The following is a 21,098-nucleotide window of genomic DNA, read 5'->3' on the forward strand; positions in this document are numbered from 1 at the left end:
GTATGCTCGTAGCGAGACTCTGAGTAGAGTGTCGCCGTCTTCAGAGAATCACTTCAACCTTCCGCATGATTAGGCAAGACACATGGATCAGCTTACTTCGTTAACTTCTGCCCAACAAATTGTCCTGGATGCGGCGCATCCCTTGGGCTGTGAAAAAATCGGGCTCCTTGATTCCCTCGGGAGGGTACTGGGAGAAGACATTCTGGCCCCACGATCCAATCCTCCATGGGACAATTCGGCGATGGACGGCTTTGCGGTCCGGTGGGCTGACATTAAACAGGACTATGCCATCACTCGCATTCCCGAATTAAATATTGTGGAAGATGTCGCGGCAGGGGCAGTAGCCACAAAAACCGTCGGTCCAGGGGAAGCGATTCGGATTATGACCGGAGCCCCCATGCCGGCCGGAGCTGATACCGTCGTGCGAGTGGAATACACGGAGCCATCGGGGGCGAAGGTTCGTATCATGAAAACTGAAGCCGGTCAGGGCTCCAACATCAGACCAAAAGGAGAAGATGTTACCGAAGGAGAGTGCATCATTCCGAAAGGGACTCAATTGCGTTCCGGGGAAATCGGAATGTTGGCCATTCTGGCCAAATCTTTTGTCCTCGTGTCGCAACGTCCTCGAGTGGCCATCCTTTCTACAGGGGATGAGTTGGCGGATCTGGATGAATCATTTGATGAGCATAAAATCGTCAATTCCAACAGCTATGGTATTGCTGCTGCGGTTCAGGAGTCGGGCGGAATTCCTGTGCTCTTGGGAATTGCCAAAGACAACCCTGATTCCTTAAAAGACAAAATCCGACAGGGGCTCACCTGTGATATTTTGGTATTATCGGGGGGAGTCTCCATGGGAGATTATGATTTTACCAAGCCGGTGTTTGCCGAACTCGGAGCAGACATGAATTTCTGGAAATTAGCGATTCGCCCCGGACAGCCGGTAGCCTTTGGAAAAATCCAAGGGAAGTTGGCATTTGGCTTGCCGGGGAATCCCGTTTCTTCGATGGTGACCTTTGATCAACTCGTACGACCCGCCATGTTGAAAATGGGCGGACATCGGAAGTGGGAACGGCCGGTTGTAAAGGCCCTTTTTCAAGAAACGTTCTCCAAACATACGGATCGGCGGCATTTCCTTCGCGGCATTCTTCAGCAGGAAAACGGCGTCCTCACGGTTCGAACGACCGGAGGGCAGGGGTCCGGCATACTCACCTCAATGGTGAAGGCCAATGGATTCATTGATGTACCGGAAGAGGTCGAATCTCTGAAGCCGGGCGATTTGGTGAACGTCCAATTATTATCACGGAATTTTTAAAAGACATACGACGTATTTTTCATCAGTCACGCTGTCTATTTGGCATATTTCGACCTCATAGAAGGGAGTACAGGCTTCACATGACACCTCCCATTTTGGGTTTTGTTGGCCGCTCCAACAGTGGCAAAACAACCTTGATTGAACGGCTCATTCCGGAACTGACTCACGCGGGTTATCGTGTGGCCACCATCAAGCATGCCGGGCACGGGTTCGATCTGGACACTGAAGGCAAAGACAGTTGGCGCCACAAACGCGCTGGGGCCAGTACGGTCATTGTCTTATCAAAGGGTAGCCTGGCCATGTTTGCTGATGTTCCGGAAGAACTTCCTGTCGATCAAGTCCGGGACCGATTCATTAATGGGGAAATCGATTTAATTATTGCCGAAGGCTGGAAAAGCCAGGGGTTTCCGAAAGTAATCGTCGTGCGCGAGCAGCTACAGGAAGTGGATGTCTCCTTAGATGGTTTACTGGCGGTGGCTTCTATGAAACGCATTGAATGCTCGGCTCCCTGGTTTGATCGGGATGACGTCCAAGGGCTGGCGCAACTGATCATAAAAAAGTTTCCCCTTCAAAGGGATTCGTAACGTTCATGGGAAAAGGCCTGACCCTCATTGCGGCCACACTCCTGGTGCTGGCCTTAGGAGGGGCCGCGGCTATCCCGCTGACTAATCAGCCGACCTTCTGTGCGAGTTGTCATACCATCAGACCATCCTACGATTCCTGGATACAATCCAGTCATAAAGACGTCACCTGCGTCGATTGCCACGTGCGTCCAGGTGTTTCCGGGTTTATTCAGGATAAAGTCTTCGCCGGAATAGAAGACGTTGCGATCACATTTTTTGGAACCCCGACCGAACCGCATAATCTTGAATCCCATGTGTCTTCTTCTGTGTGCATCAGTTGCCATCGAGCCATCTTGCGGGTGACGGAAGTCTCTGTGCGGGATTTGCCCCCACCGGTCAAAGATGTCGGGCTGATCATGAATCATCGGGAACACATGGAGGCCTTTGCAAAACGGGGAAAAGGGGAGGGGTGTACGACCTGCCACGGGCGGGTCGTGCACGGAGCGCCAATTAAAGCATATCCCATTGTGATTCCGCGGGGGCATGTCAAACTCGATGATCAACCACATGAGCCAGAGCATCCAAAAGACTCGGTGCTTTGGAAGGCGAACATGGCCGATTGTCTTCGTTGTCATGATGGGGAACAACATTACGAGGGTGAAGTGCTGAGTAATCGCTGTGAAACCTGTCACCTGCCCGATAAAATCGGTGGGTTTTTGTTTTAATGCCTGCCTCAGACTCCATGGATTCCCCTGTCGTTGAAGTTCGAAACCTCACCAAGCGGTTTCAGGGCTTTACTGCCGTCGATAATATTTCTTTCGACATCAAAAAAGGCGAAATCCTCGGGCTCCTTGGGCCGAATGGCGCCGGCAAAACCACCACCATTCATATGTTGTTAGGGCTGATCACGCCGACGGTCGGCACCATTCACATGTTCGGACTGAATCTGGCCACACACCGGGAAACCATTCTGAAACAGGTGAATTTTTCCTCCACATACATTTCCATGCCGTTTTCCTTAACGGTAGAGGAAAATCTCAAGGTCATCGCGAGGCTCTATGAACTCAAGCATATCCAGCAGCGCATTGATGATATTGTCAAAAAGTTGGAGATGGAGGACATTCGGCATCGACTGACGAGAAAGCTATCTTCCGGTCAAATGTCGAGGCTCACCCTGGCCAAAGCTATCATGACCGAACCCAAAGTGCTGTTTCTCGATGAACCCACCGCGAGTTTGGATCCTGATATCGTCAATAAAATTAAATCGTTTTTAAAAGAATATCAACGTTCTGAAGGCTTGAGTATTCTCTATACCTCACACAACATGCGGGAGATGGAGGAGATGTCCGATCGCATCATCTTCCTGCAACGGGGCAAAATTGTGGCGGAAGGTACCGCCTCCGAAATCATTCAACGCTACGCTCAACGGGATCTGGAAGAGGTCTTTTTGAAACTGGCTAGAGAACAAAACGGGCCATGAGTCTCGGGCGTATCCTGGCATTATTATCGCGTCATATGTATCTCTACAAGCGAAGCTTTGCCCGGTTGCTGGAGATTTTTTATTGGCCGTTTCTAGATCTCGTGGTGTGGGGATTTATCACGATTTATCTGGAAAAAGTTGGGATGTCGCTGCATGGCGCCCTCTCATTTTTTCTTGGGGCGCTGATCCTCTGGGATGTGTTGTTTCGCGCGCAGCAGGGCATTGCCGTCTCATTTTTAGAAGAAATGTGGGCTCGAAATCTGATGAACCTGTTTGCCAGTCCGTTAACGATCGGAGAATATCTCGTTGCCACCATGACCATGAGTGTGCTGAAGGTCACTGCCGTGGGGGGGTTGATGATGGTTTTCGCCTGGGTCTTTTATTCGTATGACATTCTCCAGATGGGCCTTTCCTTGCTCCCGTTTGTTCTCAATCTGGTAGTATCCGGCTGGATCATTGGCGTGCTCACCACCTCAATCATTATGCGCTTTGGGCAGCAGGCCGAAGTGCTAGCCTGGGGTATGGTCTTCCTTTTTCAACCCATCTCCTGTGTGTTTTACCCGATTGAAGTCCTTCCCCCTGTCCTGCAATCCATTGCCTGGATGGTTCCTCCTGCGCATATCTTTGAAGGGATGCGTGCGGTCCTCACCACAGGAAATGTGCCGGTGACTCATTTGGTTTGGGCCACAGGCCTCAATTTTGGCTTTCTTGTGATCATCGTGGCATGGTTCTACCACACCTTTAATATCTGTAAAGATCGCGGCATGCTGGTTCGAGTTGGGGAATAGGTTCTTCGATGAGACCAGTCGTTGTCATCATTTTCCCCTGTGAAACCTCATGGAATCAAAGTTGAAAGAGGCCTAAATACGTGGTCGTCGTTAGAGCAAATAATTAAAACTTTATAGAAGTGAATTTATACAATTTGACGTAAGAATTTTCTTTCGAGTGAATAGCAAGGTTTAAGGGAAATTTTGGTTTTAAAAAAAGGGGAAGTCGGTTCGATAGTCAGGGGGTTGTGGGGATCAAGCGAAGGGATCTGAACCGAATGGTGAGGTTAACCGGCTCCTCAAGGGTATCAGCGCATGGATTGGGGACCATGAATTCTCGGGTCCATACTCACGCCTTCCTGTATGGGATTTCCATTATTATCGGTAGTCCAATAGGATCTACCCAAACCCTCCGGATCCCGATCGAAGCTCTGCCCCTTGCCGTCTTGGTCTACCATTTCCTCTCCTAACTGGCCTTCCTCCACAAATCGCGTACGAAAGACATTCGGCAAGTGCTGAGTATTGTCCGGTTGACCAGTATTCTCCTGTTCGAATTCCTTAATTATGCTGAGACCTTGTGTGGTAAGTTTCCAAGCCTCAAAGTCACGTCGACATTGTTCCAGATCTAATTCGCACCAGACGAAATGCTTATCATCCAGTGTACTGAGATAGAGATCAATCTGTTCATCAACAGTATTATTGGGCGAATGCTGCGAGGCGCAGCCAACAAGGAGTAAGAAGAAACTCACAACACCAAGGATACAATTATTTCGCATATCCACCTCCGATAGCTCACCCTATCGGTTGGATGCGATTATCCTATATATGCATGAACGATACGTTAAGCAAGTTGTGTGAAGATCGGATAGTTTAGAGGTGAACTGGTTTCGTTTTTCGCCGTTTTTGACAATAGGAACGGATTTACTTGGGCTTCCCTCTGTTTCCTGGACAGGGTTATCAAAAGCTTTGGACTGGCTTTGATTCTGTAGAGCAAATGATAAGTTCATTCAAAAATTGTAGTTTTTTGGTTTTGATTTTTCTGGGCTGAAATGACGGATGCAACAATTGGCACTCCAGGCTGCCGGGTCGTTGACTCAAACTCCCTAACTATGCGATTTTCCTATCATGCGCCCGTAGCTCAGTTGGATAGAGCACCGGCCTTCTAAGCCGGGGGTCGCAGGTTCGATTCCTGCCGGGCGCACCACCTACATCAAAACAATCAAGTCGTTGCAGGACCTCAGCTAACTGATCCAATTGCTGCTTCAAGCTTTCCAATTACCCACCATCTTGTTCAATCCTCGCTCTGGCCATCCATATAGACAGACCAAGGGGATATTTTTTGTCATGGAATAAAGGCGTGCTTAGCTTAGATGGGTATGCCACTTTCCTGAGGACACCCTCATCACCCTCGAGTTGCCATGATGTTAAAAAGATTAATCCTTTCTTGAATTGAACGATCTGCATCTAGAGGCAGAAGTCTGCTGCCCTGATTAGTTCATAATCTCCAAGAAAGCCTCCCTGATCCCCCCTCGGCCACGATCAAGGTCTCCCGTCCTTATCCCCGAATACCTCACTCGGAAGGGTAAATAGAGAAGTATATAAATATGGTCACGTTGTTCACGCCTCGGTTACTCCCTAGAAGGATTCCGGCAGAATGTTTCAAAGATCATTCAAAACCTTCTCATAGAGCTAAACGGGTTGGTCCCCTATGCTGCCATCTCTTTAAGGTGTTATCCGGAAATACGGTCAACAAGCTGAAGGGTTCTCGTTTGGTATCTCCAAATGGCCAGATCATACACAGAAGAGGAGAAGGCGACGACGTTCTTGACCTGTTCGTTATTTAAAAAGCCAGCAGCCCATTCGGGCTGACCACGTTTTCTAATGAAAATTTACTTCTGATTACTTATGGCATGCCTTTGGAGCTCGACCCTTTTTTCTCCCCACTTACCAAAGTGAACACTGGATTCATGGTGTGGCAGGAATGCAGGAATAACTGCCGCAGAGAAAATCTACAGAAGAGAATGTAGTAAAAAAACCTGCCCCCTCAAGGTCTCAGTCTATTTTAGATTACCAAAATCAAAGGGATGTTGTTTAATCGATAGCCATATCTGGAAGGGTTGAGTGCAAAACTTTGTATCACTCAATGTCAGTTGGGGATCTGATTATTGTGTCCTCTTCTGAGATCAGTAAATTTTTACTGTGTGATTGCCGAAAAGGTCAATAAGAGGATAGTCTGAAATGCTGACTGTCAGGGAACATATTCGTCAGGGCACAAAAGTTCTGGAGTTATCCGGTCGTTTTGATTATGACTCTAAGCTTGGGCTCGAAGTGGCCATTCTGGGTGCTCAGGAAATAGGATGCCATCATATTATTCTCAATTTCTCGAACATTACCTGGATTGACTCGATGGGATTGGGGCAGATGTTTCTTTGGTACCATCGGATGAAGCCGGATCGCATTCGATTGAGTATTGTGAGTCCTCAATCCCATGTAAGAAAGTTGCTTGAATATGCAAACCTGCCTCAGGTAATTCCCATCTATCAGACCGAGGAAGAGGCTGTCGGAGGCAGCGAACGTTAACTCCTGTTTCTTCTTTCTGGTATTTTTAAATTTTCTCATCCAGCCTCCTGTATTTCGAAAATAGTAGTTGCCGGGGATTCCTTCGTTCATCCCTCCCATAATTCGAGGGTTTATAGACGAACGGATTGAAAAGTCCACCCCTGGCAACTTCGAGCCTGTCGAAGACAAAAAATTCTGTGGTCCACAGAAAACCATGCCTGAATGAAATGGTTAGACTCAATTCCAATCTGAGGGTTGGAGAATTATTTGTTGACCGTTAAACACCGGGGGGGCTTTGTATCCACACAATTTAAAGTCTAGAGGATACAAAAATCCCCTGTGAGTTTGACCCACAGGGGAGAATATGTAAGATCTTGCTATGAATCGACGGTTATTTAAATCGACGGTCAAATTCCTTCACGACTTCATTTGTGAGATCCAACCCATCTCTATGGTACAGCACAATTTTTAAAGTATTTTCACTGCCTTTATCAATGACCACATCAAAGCCATGGCGTGCGGCGACGGCACTTGTGGCTTCTTCAATTTTCTTCATATATTCCTGAACCAGGTCTTTTTGCTTTTGACCGAGTTCATTCTGGAAATCCTGACCTTGTTTTTGCCAGGCTTGATATTTTTGTGCAAACCGTTCCTGTTTGCGTTTTTGCTCCTCCTCACTCAACTTGGAGTTGGACTCTGCGGCTTTGAGTTCTTCCTGAAGACTCTCCAATTCCTTTTGATCGTTTTTCATCACGGTTTCTCTGGCTTGGGCATGTTCCTTTAAAGCCGCCAAAGCGCGGCTTCCCGCTTTAGACTTTTCAATCACGGTCTGAGGATCAAGGACACCGACGCGGAAGGAATCTTTTCCAGCGGCAAGGGCGTGCTGTTCCAAACCCACACTCAGAATACAGATGCCGGTGATGAATAGGACCCCAACAATTTTTGTCAAACCTTTCACACACATCTTCTTCATGCTTTTCCCTCTAGCGATTAAAGGATGACCCTCCATGCGGCCTGAAATGCCGGAGAGGCTGGAATTACGGGTAAACCTGATGAGAGTACCGACGGTAGGCGAAGCTGTCAAGAGTCACAACTCCTTGTGGATAAACAGTAATGCCGTTGCAAAGGGTTCTGCTATCTCTTGCTGCCGAGAGGGAAAAGATTTTAGCTCCTCATGAGGAGAAGGTCGAATATAGACTTGTTGCGAGGAGCGGATGACTTGGCCAAATGGGTACATATGTTTGGCTGCCCTGAGAAATCAGGGCTGAAATTTGGGCCTGGTTATCGTGAGGACAGGATTTCGTTTATGGTTAGATGTATTGTGGAGGGACCCCGGTTAGTGCATCAGAGTTAGGACTTACTGCTGGATGAAGAAGAAGCCACGGATCCAGTGGAGGCACTGGAATTTGACGATGTTCCGGATCCCGAAGCCGCACCTGATCCCGTAGACCCAGCGGACGGTGTGGATGTGGGGGTCGTTGAACTGGATCCACTATCAGAGCCGGTCGAACCGGTCTTGTTGTCTGTTTTGGATTCGCTTGTGCTGGTGTCAGCGGGTTTCCCTTTGTTCTCTGATTTATTCTCGGGCGCTTTGAGTTTGTCCGAATAGTCCGTGACATACCATCCCGATCCCTTGAACATGATGGCGGGAGCTGAGATCACCTTTGTGACGGGTTCAACTTTGCCACAACCACAGGATAATTGATCGCAGGTTTGAATTGGAGGATCTGACATTTTTTGTTGAATTTCAAATCGCTCACCGCTACCGGTGCATTGATATTCATAAATGGGCACGGGGTACCTCCAGAAAGTAAACGTCAATTAAGGGGATTTGTAACCATCCGTTTATATATAGAATAAGGCTGATTCTGTTCAGGTCAAGGTTTGGTGGTGCCCGAATAAAAAAAAATGAAAGCCTGGTCGGAGAGTCAAAGGCTATTCAAGTTTAGCTACGGCCTCGGTAAGGTGCTGTAATCCCTCTTCAATGACCTCCAAGGTGCCGGTATAGGAAAACCGCAGATGCGTGGGACTGCCAAACGGTTCACCAGGGACGCACGCCACTTGGGCTTCTTTGAGAAAAAAATTGGCAAAAGCCAACGGCGTGGACAAGGATTCTCCCTTGAACCGACGGCCCAGGAGTTGAGCAACGCTCGGAAAAGCATAGAATGCGCCTGCAGGCATAGGACAGTGAATACCAGGGATCCGATTTAACCCTTCGACAATAGCCTTTCGTCGCATATCCAACTCCTTCACCATGTGTTCAATAAACGCATCTGCCCCCCGGATGGCCCCGATTGCTGCTTTTTGGGAAATGGAGCTGGGGTTTGAGGTGCTTTGGCTTTGGATGTCACCCATGGCTTTAATTAGCGTCTCGGGGCCGGCGGCATAGCCAATCCGCCATCCCGTCATGGAATAGGTTTTTGACACCCCATTCACAATGATGGTGTTCTTGGCCATGTCTGTTCCTAGTGATGCGATGCTATGGTGTTGGTGCCCGTCGTAGACCATTTTTTCGTAAATTTCATCAGAAATGATGAGCAAATCATGTTGAAGCGCTATCTGGGCAATACCCTCCAAGGTGTGCCGGTCATACATGCTCCCGGTCGGATTACATGGAGAATTCAGAATGATCGCTTTCGTGCGATCAGTGACTACCGATTCCAGCGCCTTCACGTCAATGGCATAGCCGGACGACTCGGAAGTCCGAAGAAAAACGGGCTTGGCGTCGGCCACGAGGATTTGTTCGGGATAGGAGACCCAATAGGGTGCGGGAATAATCACTTCATCTCCGGCCTCAAACAATGCCAATGCAAGATTAAATAAGGTGTGTTTGGCTCCACACGATACCAGGATTTGCGATTTTGAGTAGGTCAGGCCCTGGTCACGCTGAAATTTTTCAATGATGGCCTCTTTGAGATCATCAATGCCGGTGACGGCCGTATACTTGGTGAAGCCGGAGCGGATGGCTTGATAGGCGGCCTCTTTGGCCTCTTCAGGAGAATCCAGGGAGGGTTCTCCTGCAGTAAAGTCGAAGACCTGCTGCCCTTGCGCCACCAGGGCTTTCACCGTTGCGGAGAGTTGCAACGTGGGGGAGGGGGTAATGCGGGTCGTTCGCGAGGCAAGGTTCATTTGGCATTTCTCCGTAATCGACCCTGGAGCCATTCGGCAACCTCGGGATGAAGGAAATGGTGGAGGGGACCGCCAACCGAGGCGACCTCTTTGACCATGCTGGAGGTGAGATACGAAAATTCCTCACTCGACATCAGAAAGACGGTTTCCAGACTGGAGTCAAGTTTTCGGTTCAGCAGGGCCATTTGAAATTCATGTTCGAAATCTGACACGGCTCTTAGTCCACGAATAATAGCCAAAGCCCCGCGTTTCCTGACGTAGTTCACCAGTAACCCATCAAATGGTTCAACCGTGACACCCTTGAGGTCGCTTGTGGCGATTTTGGCCAATTGGACGCGTTCTTCTAAGTCGAACAAAGGGACTTTTCGAGGGTTGGGGGCCACGGCGACGATCACCTGCTCGACAAGCCTGAGGCTTCGAGCAATGACATCCGTATGGCCTCGGGTAATAGGATCAAATGTTCCTGGATAAATGCCAATGGTCATTGGTCAAAATCTTTTACGGTCAGGGGAACGGGCCGGTAAAACGTCAACGCCGTATCCCCATAGCGGGCGGTTCGAATAAGCGACCATTTCCCAAGGGGTATCGGAGGAGTGGTTTTATGAAAATGTTCATAAATGATTCGGCCAGTCGGGGCCATAATGTCCGCTTCTTCTAAATGATGCAAGATCTGTTGAACATTCGGGAGCCGGTAAGGCGGGTCCATGAATATCATGTCAAACGGACGCCATCCTACCAAAATTGAATTTTGTATGGCGAGTGACACATCTTCAATAAGGACCTGGCTTGGGGAGGCGATTTTGAATTGGGTAAGCATCTGCTGAATTTTCGTTCCGGCCAATGGATTTTGCTCAACAAAGAGTGCCTTCGTGGCTCCCCGGCTTAAGGCTTCCAGTCCCACCGCACCTGTCCCGGCAAAGAGGTCAGCCACGGTGGCATCCTGAATCTGGCCACCCAAAATAGAAAATAACGCTTCTCTTGCTCGCTGGGAGGTCGGACGGGTGGTTCGCCCAGGAAGTGTAGGGATTGTTCGACCTTTAAATTGCCCTGCAACAATCCGGATAGAAGAAGGTTTCATATGCAAGTGGACGATATCATAATTCCGGAAACCTCAACAATCTCAATGACAGAATGGGAGGGATCGTTTTTGACGGGGTGAAAAATAGCTGCGTATAGTTCAACCCATGCTCATCTCGCATTCCCTGGTCTTATGAGTATGAATGACCCACAACTCAAAAAAGGCATTCATTCCTGGCCTGAGAAGGAACGCCCTCGCGAACTCCTTCTGAACAATGGCGCGCAGGGTTTATCAGATGCTCAACTGGTGGCCATCCTTCTACGAATTGGTCGACCTGATTCCTCGGCAGTGGATGTGGCCTTGGACCTCCTCACCCGGCTGAAGGGACTGCGGGGTCTGGCCAATCGAAGCCTGCAGGAACTGTGTGTTGTTCCAGGAATTGGTCCTGCAAAGGCCGCCCAGATTCTCGCAGCCGTTGAGTTGGGAAAGCGGGCATTGGCGGTTCCGTTAACTGCGGGATTACGGATTCATCATAGCCATGATATTTATCAACACTATTATCCTCTGTTACGAGATCTTCGGCATGAGGTCTTTAAAGCACTGTTGTTAGATGCCAAACACGGGCTTATCCGAGATGTCACCATCTCCGAGGGAAGTTTGACGGTGAGTATTGTACATCCACGGGAAGTGTTCAATCTGGCCGTACGAGAATCTGCGGCGGCAGTTATCTTTGTCCACAATCATCCAAGTGGTGACCCTCATCCCAGCGAGGAGGATCATGCCTTAACCCGTCGACTTATGGCAGCAGGGGAAATTTTGGGTATCCGAGTATTGGATCATATTGTTATAGGAGATGGGCGCTATGTGAGTTTTGCGGACGAAGGCTTTCTTCTTTCCTCAACACCCATGGTTGACCATTGATTGCCTCAGCTTCTTTCTCTAGATTTTCTTGATCTCCCATTTTTCCCACCGCTGGTTCAATCCTTTGTTCTGAGTAGCTTTTCATGAGAAATTCATGGTAAATATACGTGGTGGTGTGTGCTTTCCGCTTGCAGTGTCCGCATGTTTTTTAATTCCTGCTTTCATAAGGATCAGATATGGCCTCCATTACTCAAAAAGAAGTCGAACATGTCGCCCAATTAGCCCGCTTAGAGTTAACGGAAGCGGAAAAACCCATGTTTGCGGACCAATTGAATCATATTTTGTCGTATGTGGACCAATTGCAAGGGGTATCAACGGAGGGCGTCCCTCTCACGGCTTCTGTCGCTCATGAGGAACCGGTGTTCCGTGAGGATAGCCCACGCGAATGCTTGTCTGTGGAGAAGGCGCTGGCCAATGCCCCAGAGTCACATAATGGATTTTTTGTCGTCCCGAATATTTTAGGAAAATAGAGCCCACGCGATTCACTGAGAACGCTCGGCTTAAGTATGACAAGGAAAATAGGAATTTAATATGTATCGACAACTGTTACGATGTAAAATTCACCGAGCAACCGTCACCGGTTCCAGTCTGGAGTATGAGGGTAGTTTAACGATTGACGAAGATCTGATGGAGAGGGCGGGTATTATGTCCTATGAAGCGGTGATGGTATCCAATTTGAATAACGGAGAGCGGTTTTCGACTTACGCGCTTCCTGGTACCCGGGGCAAGGGAGAGATCATTTTAAATGGTCCCACAGCCCGGTTGGGAGTGATTGGCGATAAGGTCATTATATTTTGTTATGAATTATTTAATGACGAAGAAGCCAAGCGCCATGTTCCTCAAATTATCCAGGTCGATCATCAAAATAAAGCAAAGTAACGAATTCCCGTGTGAACGGGTTGCTCCGGTTGAAGACCTTTTTCTTTCCATTTCCTTTTTACCCACTCATCCCAGAATCGGGTTTGTATGTCTCTATTTAAACTCACGCTAAAAGAGCTTCAGGGTAAATTTACCGCCGGCGAAGTTAGTGCGGTGGATATCGCCAGGTCTTATTTGTTGCGACTCAATCAAGTAGAGCCCAAAATCAAAGCCTATATTACCTTGACACCGAAAGATACATTGCTTCAGCAGGCCAAAGCGATTGATGATGGGCTGAAAGCCTGGAGAAAAACACAGCCCCTCATGGGCATGCCATTGGGCATTAAAGATAATATTTGTACAGAAGGGATCCGGACGACTTGCGGATCTCGAATGTTGGAAAACTTTGTTCCTCCCTATGACGCCTCAGTGGTGCGCAGTCTTCGAACTCACCAACCTCTGATTCTGGGCAAAACCAATCTTGATGAATTTGCCATGGGTTCGTCCACGGAACATTCAGCGTTCGGGCCGTCCAGGAATCCGTGGAATCAAAAGTATATACCGGGAGGATCCAGTGGAGGATCGGCGGCTGCGGTGGCTGCAGATGAATGTGTGGCGGCATTAGGTTCCGATACCGGAGGGTCAATTCGGCAACCGGCCGCTTGTTGCGGGGTGGTTGGGTTAAAGCCAACCTATGGCCGAGTGTCTCGCTTTGGATTAGTTGCCTTTGCCTCATCTTTAGATCAAATCGGTCCTATTACCAAAACCGTGACCGATGCCGCTATCCTGCTGAATGCCATTGCCGGATTTGACCCGATGGATTCCACGTCCGCTAATCGTGACCTCCCGGATTTCACCAAAGCCGTGAAAAAGAAAGACATCAAAAAACTTATTATCGGGGTGCCGCGGGAATATTTTGCTGAGGGTCTTGATTCTGAAGTCTCCGAGAAGGTTCAAGATGCCATACAGGTGATGCAGGAGCTAGGCGGCACCATTCGAGAAGTGACGTTGCCTTCCACTGAACGGGCCATAGCGACCTATTACCTCATCGCCACGGCAGAGGCCAGCTCTAATTTGGCTCGCTATGATGGGGTCAGGTTTGGGTTTCGTGCCAAGGAATCCCGGGAATTGGCAGAGATGTATCGGAGCACTCGGTCGCAAGGGTTTGGCCCGGAAGTGAAACGGCGTATCATGTTGGGAACTTATGCCCTGAGTGCGGGGTATTACGAGGCGTATTATGGGAAAGCCCAAGCCGTTCGCACATTGATTCAACAGGAATTTGATGCTGTGTTCCAGGAAGTCGATCTGTTGGTGAGTCCGGTCATGCCGACGCCGGCCTTTCAATTAGGAGAGCGATTGGACGATCCTTTGCAAATGTATTTGTCTGACATATATACGATTCCTGCGAGTTTGTCCGGACTCCCAGCGATGTCTATTCCCTGTGGTTTGAGTAAAATGGGACTCCCTATCGGATTACAACTGATGGGGCGTCCGTATGAAGAAGCCATGGTTTTGCGTGCAGCGTATGCCTATGAACAAGCCACGGACTGGCGATTGAAACGACCCGTGATTCGGTCATGAAAGGATAGCGAGGTATGGTGGATTTGGCAGCGATTATCATTGCCGTGGCCTTTGTGGTCTTGGTGGGCTATCTGGTCCCCATGATTCTTCAAGTGAAACGCACCGTTGGGCAATCAGAACGCTTGCTGATTCGCCTGAACCATGAATTGCCGGGATTATTGAAAGACGTCAAGGGGACCAACGAAAACATTTTAGCGTTAACCGATCAAGCCAGGCTTGGCATGGATCGGGCCACCATTTTCTTGAATGCAGTTGGGGATGTGGGGGAAACCGTAAATCAGGTCCATCAGACCGTTCGCGGGAAAGGGGGTGCCCTTGCTGTGGGTCTTTCCAGTTTACTTGCCGGACTCAAAGCAGCCAGTTCGACCATGAGAAAACGTGTACATAAAGAACAAAAAGGAGGGCCATCCTATGGCAACTAATCATTCAGGTGCATCAGCAGGATCGGTTGCATTGGCATTTTTAAGTGGAGCGCTATTGGGAGCCGTGACGGCGATCATGTTAGCTCCTCAGCCGGGAAGAGATTCCCGAGAACGAATCACGGGCTATGCCCGGCGAACGGGTGAAGATTTGCGAGATATTAAGGAGCGGGCCACTGATGCGGTAGAAGATGTCGTTGGTCGTGGTCGTGAACTGGTGGAAGAAATTTCCTGTGCCGTGCGAGAAGCCTTAGATGCGGGTCGGGATGCCATGCGCCGTGAACGTGAAATGAAATCCCTGGATTAAGATTCCAAAAAAGACGAAATCGAGAGGAGTGGCTCTGCTGCGTTATGGCCTATGAACCAGTTATAGGAGTTGAGGTGCATGCCCAACTCCAAACCAAAACGAAATTATTTTGTGGCTGTCCGACCTCTTTCGGTCTTCCTCCGAATACTCAGGTGTGTCCAACCTGTCTAGGGTTGCCTGGAAGTTTACCGGTGCTCAATCGACGTGCGGTGGAAATGGCCGTACGCACAGGACTCGCGCTTCACTGCGAGATCTTGCTGACCAACCAATTCTCCCGAAAAAATTACTTGTACCCTGATCTGCCGAAGGGCTATCAAATTTCGCAATTTGATTTGCCGATCTGCGGACCAGGATGGCTGGATATTTCCGTCAACGGGGAGTCAAAACGCGTGCGCATTCGCCGAGCTCATTTGGAAGAGGATGCCGGGAAAAATGTTCACGATGTCCCGGTGGAAGGCAGTGGTGTCGATTTAAATCGTGCGGGGACCCCGTTATTAGAAATTGTCACCGAACCCGACTTACATTCGTCCGATGAGGTTGATGCCTATTTGAAAACCCTTCACGATCTTTTGGTCTATCTGGATGTCTGCGATGGGAACATGGAACAGGGGAGTTTTCGTTGTGAACCGAATGTGTCGCTTCGTCCACGGGGGCAGGAGGCTCTTGGGACCAAAGTCGAATTGAAAAATATCAATTCCTTCCGTTTTGCCAAAGAGGCCTTAGATTTTGAAATCTCCAGACAGACAGAGGCATTAACGGAAGGCGAAACGATCCGGCAGGAGACCCGGCTGTGGGATGTTCAGAAAGGGAATACGGTTGTCATGCGAAGCAAGGAAGAGGCCCATGACTACCGATATTTTCCAGATCCGGACTTACTTTCCGTTCGGATGGATGCGGAGTGGGTAGAATCGTTGCGTCAGACTATTCCGGAACTTCCGGCTGCCCGTATGAAGCGATTTGTAACGGAATATCATCTCCCTGAGTATGATGCAAAGCTTCTGACCGATTCAAAAAATCTGGCCGACTATTTTGAGTCCTGCGTGAAGCACTTTCCCCATCCGAAAACGGTCAGTAACTGGGTCATGGGCGAATTACTTCGTGAGCTCAATACCGCTAACACCGGTCCCGAATCTTCTCCGGTAAGTCCGGAACAATTGGCTGAACTCTTACAATTGGTAGAAGAGGGGACTATTAGCTTGAAAGTTGCGAGAGATATCTTCCCGGAATTTTATGCCAGTGGGAAAACTCCGGAGCAATTGGTGAATGAGAAAGGTCTGGTCCAGGTTTCCGACGAGGGTGTCCTGAAAAAACTGATAGAGGAAGTGCTGTCCCAGCATTCTGCTCAGGTGGAGCAATATCGTGGCGGGAAGGAAACCGTATTGGGTTTTTTGGTGGGCCAGGTCATGAAGGCGTCACAGGGAAAAGCCAATCCTGGCAAGGTCAATGCGCTATTAAAACAGCATCTTGCATCTTGATCTAAGACTCATCTCAGGGTACAAGATTAAGACAGGTGCCATTATTCACGATTTAAAGGAATGACAGTTTCTATGAGTCTTATTCAGAACATTACCTCACGGATGATTCTGGATTCTCGCGGGAATCCAACCATTGAAGTGGATGTGCATCTTTCCAGTGGCGTGGCTGGTCGTGCCGCTGTTCCGTCTGGAGCCTCCACGGGAACCCGTGAAGCCCTGGAACTGCGGGATGGGGATAAAAAACAATGGATGGGCAAGGGTGTCGCTAAGGCCTTAGCCGGGATTCAGAAGCATATGCTCCCGGCTCTTCGAGGGATGGAAGCCCAAGACCAGGTGAGCGTTGATTCCCGATTGATTAAACTGGATGGAACGAAGGGCAAGACCAGATTAGGGGCCAATGCCACACTTGGCGTCTCGTTAGCCGTGGCGCGGGCTGCGGCACAGGAACTGGGAATTCCCCTCTTTCGATATCTTGGCGGGGTTTCGGCTCGGGAATTGCCGGTGCCTATGATGAATATCATCAATGGGGGTGCGCATGCAGATAATGGGCTTGATCTCCAGGAATTCATGATCATGCCCGTTGGGGCAACGAGTTTCAGCGAAGCCCTCAGGATGGGAGCGGAGATTTTTCATCATCTGAAGGCCATCTTGAAATCCAAAAACATGAGCACGGCGGTCGGGGATGAGGGCGGATTTGCCCCTGCCGTTCGGTCGAATGAAGAAGCTCTGGATTTCATTGTCCAAGCGATTCACCAGGCGGGCTATCGATCAGGAAAAGATGTGGTGTTGGCTCTCGATGCGGCGGCCAGCGAGTTTTTTGAGAAAAAGATGTATCATGTGCGGAATGGGATTAAACCCAAAATGTCTTCAGGAGAGCTGGTTGAGTATTATGCCAAGTTAGTGAAGCAGTATCCGATCGTCTCGATTGAAGACGGGCTTGATGAAAGTGATTGGACTGGATGGAAACAGCTTACGGATCAACTCGGGGATCGTGTCCAGCTTGTTGGTGATGACTTGTTTGTGACCAATGTGGAGTTTTTGGGACGAGGGATCCGTGAAGGCATTGCGAATGCTATCTTGATCAAAGTGAACCAAATTGGCACACTCACGGAAACGATTGAAGCGATGCGGATGGCCCAACGGGCCGGTTATGGAGTGGTGGTGTCTCACCGATCCGGTGAGACGGAGGATACGACCATCGCGGATTTAGCTGTGGCATTAAACGCTGGGCAGATTAAAACAGGGTCCTTGTCTCGTACGGATCGTTTAGCCAAATATAACCAGTTACTTAGGATTGAGGAGACGTTAGGCTCAGCGGCCTTATATCGCGGGAAAGCCGTTCTTCCAGTACAACCATAATTTTCTCGTATGCGTCCCAATAATAAAAAACGGGCGTCCACTGGGCTAGGGGGTGATCTGTTGGATCGCCTTCCAATGGTTGGGGCTTTTTTGATGATGAGTGTGCTCGCGGGGACCATGTTTTTTAATTCTGATGGATTGCCTTTATACTTTCATATGCGAGAAACGCGTCAGCATTTGACGGAACAAATCCAGCAGTTACAAGACATCAATGCCTCCATCGAAGAAGATATCATCCGTATTCAACGGGATCCGCAACGACTGGAAGAACTGGCCCGAAATCGTTTGGGTATGGTTCGACAGGGAGAAGTGGTGTACCAATTTGTGGAGCCGGTCCCTTCCTCGTTTACGGCCAGACCTTAGCGGCAAGACTTCTTGCGCCATACCCCTGTAACCCTTCATACTCATTCATTGCTGCTTTTTCGGTTTTCCCATACTTGAAAGTTTTTCTATGAAGTCAGGCCAATTAGCCATTCTCGGCCGACCCAATGTCGGCAAGTCGACGTTGCTCAATGCATTGGTACGCGAAAAAATCGCCATCGTCTCTGATAAACCACAAACAACTCGAAACCTGATTTTAGGGGTCGGGCATTACCCCGAGGGGCAGCTCATTCTCATTGATACGCCTGGCCTTCATACCCCTCACCATCGCCTGAACACACAGATGGTGGAGTCGGCGTTAGGCACCCTCACTCAATCCGATGTGGTCTATATGATCGTGGACAGTCAGGTGTTGCCGGGTCCTGGGGACCGACAAGTCCTGGAGCAGATCATGTCGTCTCATCAAGAGCGACCATTTAAGGGGGTATTTTTATTATTAAATAAAGCCGATGCTGTCGCCAAATCCAGGCTGCTACCCCTTATTGATCAATACCGCACATGGTTTCCGTGGACGGAAATTATCCCCATTTCTGCCAAAACCGGAGTAAATATCCCGCAATTAGTGGAATTAACCTTTGCGTGTCTGCCCCCGTGTTCGGAATTAATGTATGACGAAGATTTTTTGACCAATCAGCCTATGCGCCATATGGCTGCGGAGCTCATTCGTGAAAAAGTTCTCGCGCAGACGTACGATGAATTACCGTATGCTGTTGGTGTTTTGATCGAGGAATTTCAGGAAGAACCAGGGTTGACAACTATACGGGCCGTTATTCTTGTCGAAAAAACAAGTCAAAAAGGGATTGTGATCGGGAAAAAAGGCATACGCCTCAAAGAGATTGGCCAAAGTGCCCGGTTAGATATGGAGCGACTGTTCGGCATGAAGATTTATCTACGGATGTGGGTAAAAGTGCAGGAAGGCTGGCGCGATAATATTCAAGTGTTGAATGAACTGGGATATGGATGAAAAATTTGTGGTAATTTAATCCGTATTCATGTCTGACCTGTAGACTGTACTTGTAGACTACTCATGCCGCTCTTAAGAACACGCGCGGTCATTATTCGAAGCCAACGGTGGGGTGATGCTGACAGAATCGTCACGCTGTATTCCGCCGATTTGGGAAAAATTCGAGGCGCTGCCCGTGGCGCTCGCCGGATGAAGACACGCTTCGGGGGGGTTCTTGAGCCTTTTGGGATTGTTGATGTCACTCTATTCCAAAAAACCCCTGACGCGTTGGGGCAGATTAGTCAAATAGATCTGGTCAAAAACTTTAAGGCTCTACGAGAAGATTTAAGTGTGATGGCAGCCGCTGCCAAGATGGTGCATATGGTGGAGATGATTACGGCCGATCGTGATCCCAATCCGGAAATGTATTCAGCGCTGATATATGCTCTGGAACACTTGCTTCCTGACAGGGACCTGGCCCTCACCACATTATTATTTCAAATTCATGTGCTGGGCTACACTGGTTTTCGTCCACAAATTGATCGTTGTACTGAATGCGGAAATAATGCCTCCCCTCACATGCCTCAGTGGTTTTCTCCTCGATTAGGGGGGATGGTATGCCACGGTTGTGGTCAACGGGGTGTAGGGCGGTTACTGTCTATATCTAAAGGCAGTTTAGCGTTTATTGAACAAGCTCGACGCCTACCTATGGCCAGTTTGTCCCGATTGAAAGCGATCGGAACGGTCAGAATTGAGGTGGAAGAGGCGATTGAAGCCTATTTTCAGGCAGTCGTCGGAAAAGCTCTTCCAACATTTGAACAATGGGTTTCCTAATGCCCCACTCATAAGGACAATCAGGTATGACTTCTCAAGCATCACTCGAACCGACGGATATGGAATGGCTGGATAACGGGGTCTTAGGCATTACGTGGAGTGATGGGCATAAGGGCGTCTACCCGGTTCGGTATTTGCGACAACATTGCCCCTGTGCGGCCTGTACGGACGAATGGACCGGCGAGTTGCGTCTTAAACCTGACTCTATCCCACTGCTCATATTACTGAAGGATATAGAACCGGTAGGGCGCTATGCTTTCCGATTTAAATGGAGTGACGGGCATGATACGGGACTATATTCCTATACGGCACTGCGCCGCATGTGCCAATGCGAGGTTTGCCAGCCCCATAAACCCAAAAGCAAGCAACTCCTCTAGTTTCTTCTTTTTTTTTGCTCAGGATCCCACGCAGGAAACGCCAGCGATGTGCTGAAATGAGGTCTTAAAGGACGATTTTTTGAAAAACGCCAAACTGGAGGCCTGAAAAATTCAGTGAAAAAATAGGGAGGAAAAGAGTTTAGTCAACCAGGGCTTCCTGGAAAGTAAGAGAGACAGGTCGAACGGTGGTCAGGTGTTCCATCGCCTGATTGGCTTTACTGACGTAGAAGGCATATTGAGGTTCCGGGTAATTTTTCAGGATTTCCTGAAATGTGCGCAGTGCCGTTGGCCAATCTGCTGATAATTGGGCGACTTCTGCGAGATGAATTGAGCAGGAGGCAGCCATGGCTCGTGGATCGACAGCCAGACGGGAACCTCTCGCGGTAGACCATTTTTTCAGAAATGCGGGGACAGGAATTGGAGAGTCGTCCAGTGAGATCGGTTTCGGTGCAGAGGCTAACACGTCAAGATTGGCTTGCATGTGCCGGATATCAGAGCTATCCACACAGTGGTTATAGGCGTCCCAAATCCCAAGGAAAACATTATCCTCCATGGCCAGTTCTCCAGTGGATTTTGGCTGAAGACTCTGACAGCCTAAAATTGTGATCGAAAGTAGACTCACCAGGATATACCTGATATGTGTTGAAACCAGAGATTTGTGGTTCATTTTTTAAATAATTCCTAGAGAATGCTTATTTCATAAAAAAGGCAAATTTAAATAAACTTTATATTGATTACGCAAAATTTATGCTAAAAAATAATCGTCATGAATGTGATTTTTTGCCCGTAAAATTGGAATATTGACAATACATTGA

At 48.8% G+C, this 21,098-nt stretch carries 25 protein-coding genes and 1 tRNA gene; 19 read left to right on the plus strand and 7 right to left on the minus strand.

Annotation, left to right across the window (positions count from 1 at the left end):
• The first annotated feature begins 82 nt into the window (after positions 1-82).
• The 5 genes from LX98_RS08465 to LX98_RS08485 all read left to right on the plus strand — a co-directional run bounded on the left by LX98_RS08465 (position 83) and on the right by LX98_RS08485 (position 4,143).
• The gene (locus tag LX98_RS08465) at positions 83-1,312 is read left to right on the plus strand and encodes a molybdenum cofactor synthesis domain-containing protein (protein WP_496428484.1); all 1,230 of its coding nucleotides are present in this window, start codon (positions 83-85) and stop codon (positions 1,310-1,312) included.
• Between the two features lie 80 nt (positions 1,313-1,392).
• Positions 1,393-1,896, plus strand: coding sequence for a molybdopterin-guanine dinucleotide biosynthesis protein B (mobB, locus tag LX98_RS08470; RefSeq protein WP_496428485.1), 504 nt, complete (start codon positions 1,393-1,395; stop codon positions 1,894-1,896).
• A gap of 5 nt (positions 1,897-1,901) precedes the next feature.
• Positions 1,902-2,600 carry a NapC/NirT family cytochrome c gene (locus LX98_RS08475; protein WP_496428486.1) on the plus strand — a complete coding sequence of 233 codons (699 nt, stop codon included), beginning with the start codon at positions 1,902-1,904 and terminating at the stop codon, positions 2,598-2,600.
• Positions 2,600-3,355, plus strand: a complete 756-nt coding sequence (locus LX98_RS08480; protein ID WP_496428487.1) for an ATP-binding cassette domain-containing protein — start codon at positions 2,600-2,602, stop codon at positions 3,353-3,355. The genes LX98_RS08475 and LX98_RS08480 overlap by 1 nt, the downstream gene beginning before the upstream one ends.
• Positions 3,352-4,143, plus strand: coding sequence for an ABC transporter permease (locus LX98_RS08485; protein ID WP_496428488.1), 792 nt, complete (start codon positions 3,352-3,354; stop codon positions 4,141-4,143). The genes LX98_RS08480 and LX98_RS08485 overlap by 4 nt, the downstream gene beginning before the upstream one ends.
• A 287-nt stretch (positions 4,144-4,430) precedes the next feature.
• Here LX98_RS08485 and LX98_RS08490 read toward each other — a convergent pair whose 3' ends face one another.
• Positions 4,431-4,898 carry a hypothetical protein gene (locus LX98_RS08490; RefSeq protein WP_496428489.1) on the minus strand — a complete coding sequence of 156 codons (468 nt, stop codon included), beginning with the start codon at positions 4,896-4,898 and terminating at the stop codon, positions 4,431-4,433.
• 351 nt (positions 4,899-5,249) lie between these two features.
• On the opposite strand from LX98_RS08490, the gene LX98_RS08495 reads away from it, so the two are divergent.
• Positions 5,250-5,326, plus strand: a tRNA-Arg gene (locus LX98_RS08495).
• A 1,034-nt stretch (positions 5,327-6,360) separates the two neighbouring features.
• Entirely contained in the window at positions 6,361-6,702 is a 342-nt protein-coding gene (locus LX98_RS08500) for an STAS domain-containing protein (protein ID WP_496428490.1), read from the plus strand.
• Between the two features lie 370 nt (positions 6,703-7,072).
• Here LX98_RS08500 and LX98_RS08505 read toward each other — a convergent pair whose 3' ends face one another.
• The 5 genes from LX98_RS08505 to rsmD form a co-directional block, all read right to left on the minus strand.
• Positions 7,073-7,654, minus strand: a complete 582-nt coding sequence (locus LX98_RS08505; RefSeq protein WP_496428491.1) for an OmpH family outer membrane protein — start codon at positions 7,652-7,654, stop codon at positions 7,073-7,075.
• 377 nt (positions 7,655-8,031) lie between these two features.
• Positions 8,032-8,475, minus strand: a complete 444-nt coding sequence (locus tag LX98_RS08510) for an FmdB family zinc ribbon protein (protein ID WP_496428492.1) — start codon at positions 8,473-8,475, stop codon at positions 8,032-8,034.
• A 141-nt stretch (positions 8,476-8,616) separates the two neighbouring features.
• On the minus strand, positions 8,617-9,810 hold the full coding sequence (locus LX98_RS08515; RefSeq protein WP_496428493.1) for an aminotransferase class I/II-fold pyridoxal phosphate-dependent enzyme: 1,194 nt from the start codon (positions 9,808-9,810) through the stop codon (positions 8,617-8,619).
• A complete protein-coding gene (gene coaD, locus LX98_RS08520; protein WP_496428494.1) occupies positions 9,807-10,295 on the minus strand; it encodes a pantetheine-phosphate adenylyltransferase in 489 nt (162 codons plus the stop codon). Before coaD ends, LX98_RS08515 begins: the two co-directional genes overlap by 4 nt.
• Positions 10,292-10,888: a 16S rRNA (guanine(966)-N(2))-methyltransferase RsmD gene (gene rsmD / locus LX98_RS08525; RefSeq protein WP_496428495.1), complete on the minus strand. Its 597-nt coding sequence runs from the start codon at positions 10,886-10,888 to the stop codon at positions 10,292-10,294. Before rsmD ends, coaD begins: the two co-directional genes overlap by 4 nt.
• 138 nt (positions 10,889-11,026) lie before the next feature.
• Between rsmD and radC the strand changes: the two genes are divergently transcribed.
• The 12 genes from radC (at position 11,027) to LX98_RS08585 (ending at position 20,283) form a co-directional block, all read left to right on the plus strand.
• Positions 11,027-11,749, plus strand: a complete 723-nt coding sequence (gene radC, locus LX98_RS08530; RefSeq protein ID WP_496428496.1) for a RadC family protein — start codon at positions 11,027-11,029, stop codon at positions 11,747-11,749.
• Between the two features lie 176 nt (positions 11,750-11,925).
• Entirely contained in the window at positions 11,926-12,219 is a 294-nt protein-coding gene (gene gatC, locus LX98_RS08535) for an Asp-tRNA(Asn)/Glu-tRNA(Gln) amidotransferase subunit GatC (RefSeq protein ID WP_496428497.1), read from the plus strand.
• A gap of 61 nt (positions 12,220-12,280) precedes the next feature.
• On the plus strand, positions 12,281-12,628 hold the full coding sequence (panD, locus tag LX98_RS08540) for an aspartate 1-decarboxylase (protein ID WP_496428498.1): 348 nt from the start codon (positions 12,281-12,283) through the stop codon (positions 12,626-12,628).
• 87 nt (positions 12,629-12,715) lie between these two features.
• Positions 12,716-14,188 carry an Asp-tRNA(Asn)/Glu-tRNA(Gln) amidotransferase subunit GatA gene (gene gatA / locus LX98_RS08545; RefSeq protein WP_496428499.1) on the plus strand — a complete coding sequence of 491 codons (1,473 nt, stop codon included), beginning with the start codon at positions 12,716-12,718 and terminating at the stop codon, positions 14,186-14,188.
• A 14-nt stretch (positions 14,189-14,202) separates the two neighbouring features.
• The gene (locus LX98_RS08550) at positions 14,203-14,610 is read left to right on the plus strand and encodes a DUF948 domain-containing protein (RefSeq protein WP_496428500.1); all 408 of its coding nucleotides are present in this window, start codon (positions 14,203-14,205) and stop codon (positions 14,608-14,610) included.
• On the plus strand, positions 14,600-14,914 hold the full coding sequence (locus LX98_RS08555; RefSeq protein WP_312641549.1) for a YtxH domain-containing protein: 315 nt from the start codon (positions 14,600-14,602) through the stop codon (positions 14,912-14,914). Before LX98_RS08550 ends, LX98_RS08555 begins: the two co-directional genes overlap by 11 nt.
• A gap of 44 nt (positions 14,915-14,958) precedes the next feature.
• Positions 14,959-16,389, plus strand: a complete 1,431-nt coding sequence (gene gatB, locus LX98_RS08560; RefSeq protein ID WP_496428501.1) for an Asp-tRNA(Asn)/Glu-tRNA(Gln) amidotransferase subunit GatB — start codon at positions 14,959-14,961, stop codon at positions 16,387-16,389.
• A gap of 72 nt (positions 16,390-16,461) precedes the next feature.
• Positions 16,462-17,748 (plus strand): phosphopyruvate hydratase, encoded by a 1,287-nt coding sequence (eno, locus tag LX98_RS08565; protein ID WP_496428502.1) that lies wholly within the window; start codon positions 16,462-16,464, stop codon positions 17,746-17,748.
• 9 nt (positions 17,749-17,757) lie between these two features.
• Complete coding sequence (locus tag LX98_RS08570) at positions 17,758-18,111, plus strand: septum formation initiator family protein (RefSeq protein ID WP_496428503.1); 354 nt, start codon at positions 17,758-17,760, stop codon at positions 18,109-18,111.
• Positions 18,112-18,199: 88 nt separating this feature from the next.
• The gene (gene era / locus LX98_RS08575; protein WP_496428504.1) at positions 18,200-19,093 is read left to right on the plus strand and encodes a GTPase Era; all 894 of its coding nucleotides are present in this window, start codon (positions 18,200-18,202) and stop codon (positions 19,091-19,093) included.
• A gap of 63 nt (positions 19,094-19,156) precedes the next feature.
• Positions 19,157-19,906 (plus strand): DNA repair protein RecO, encoded by a 750-nt coding sequence (gene recO / locus LX98_RS08580; protein WP_496428505.1) that lies wholly within the window; start codon positions 19,157-19,159, stop codon positions 19,904-19,906.
• A 26-nt stretch (positions 19,907-19,932) separates the two neighbouring features.
• Positions 19,933-20,283, plus strand: a complete 351-nt coding sequence (locus LX98_RS08585; RefSeq protein ID WP_496428506.1) for a gamma-butyrobetaine hydroxylase-like domain-containing protein — start codon at positions 19,933-19,935, stop codon at positions 20,281-20,283.
• 139 nt (positions 20,284-20,422) lie between these two features.
• Here the strand turns inward: LX98_RS08585 and LX98_RS08590 are convergent, their stop codons facing one another.
• Positions 20,423-20,950, minus strand: coding sequence for a hypothetical protein (locus tag LX98_RS08590; protein ID WP_496428507.1), 528 nt, complete (start codon positions 20,948-20,950; stop codon positions 20,423-20,425).
• Positions 20,951-21,098: the final 148 nt, after the last annotated feature.

This window comes from Nitrospira marina (assembly GCF_059568365.1).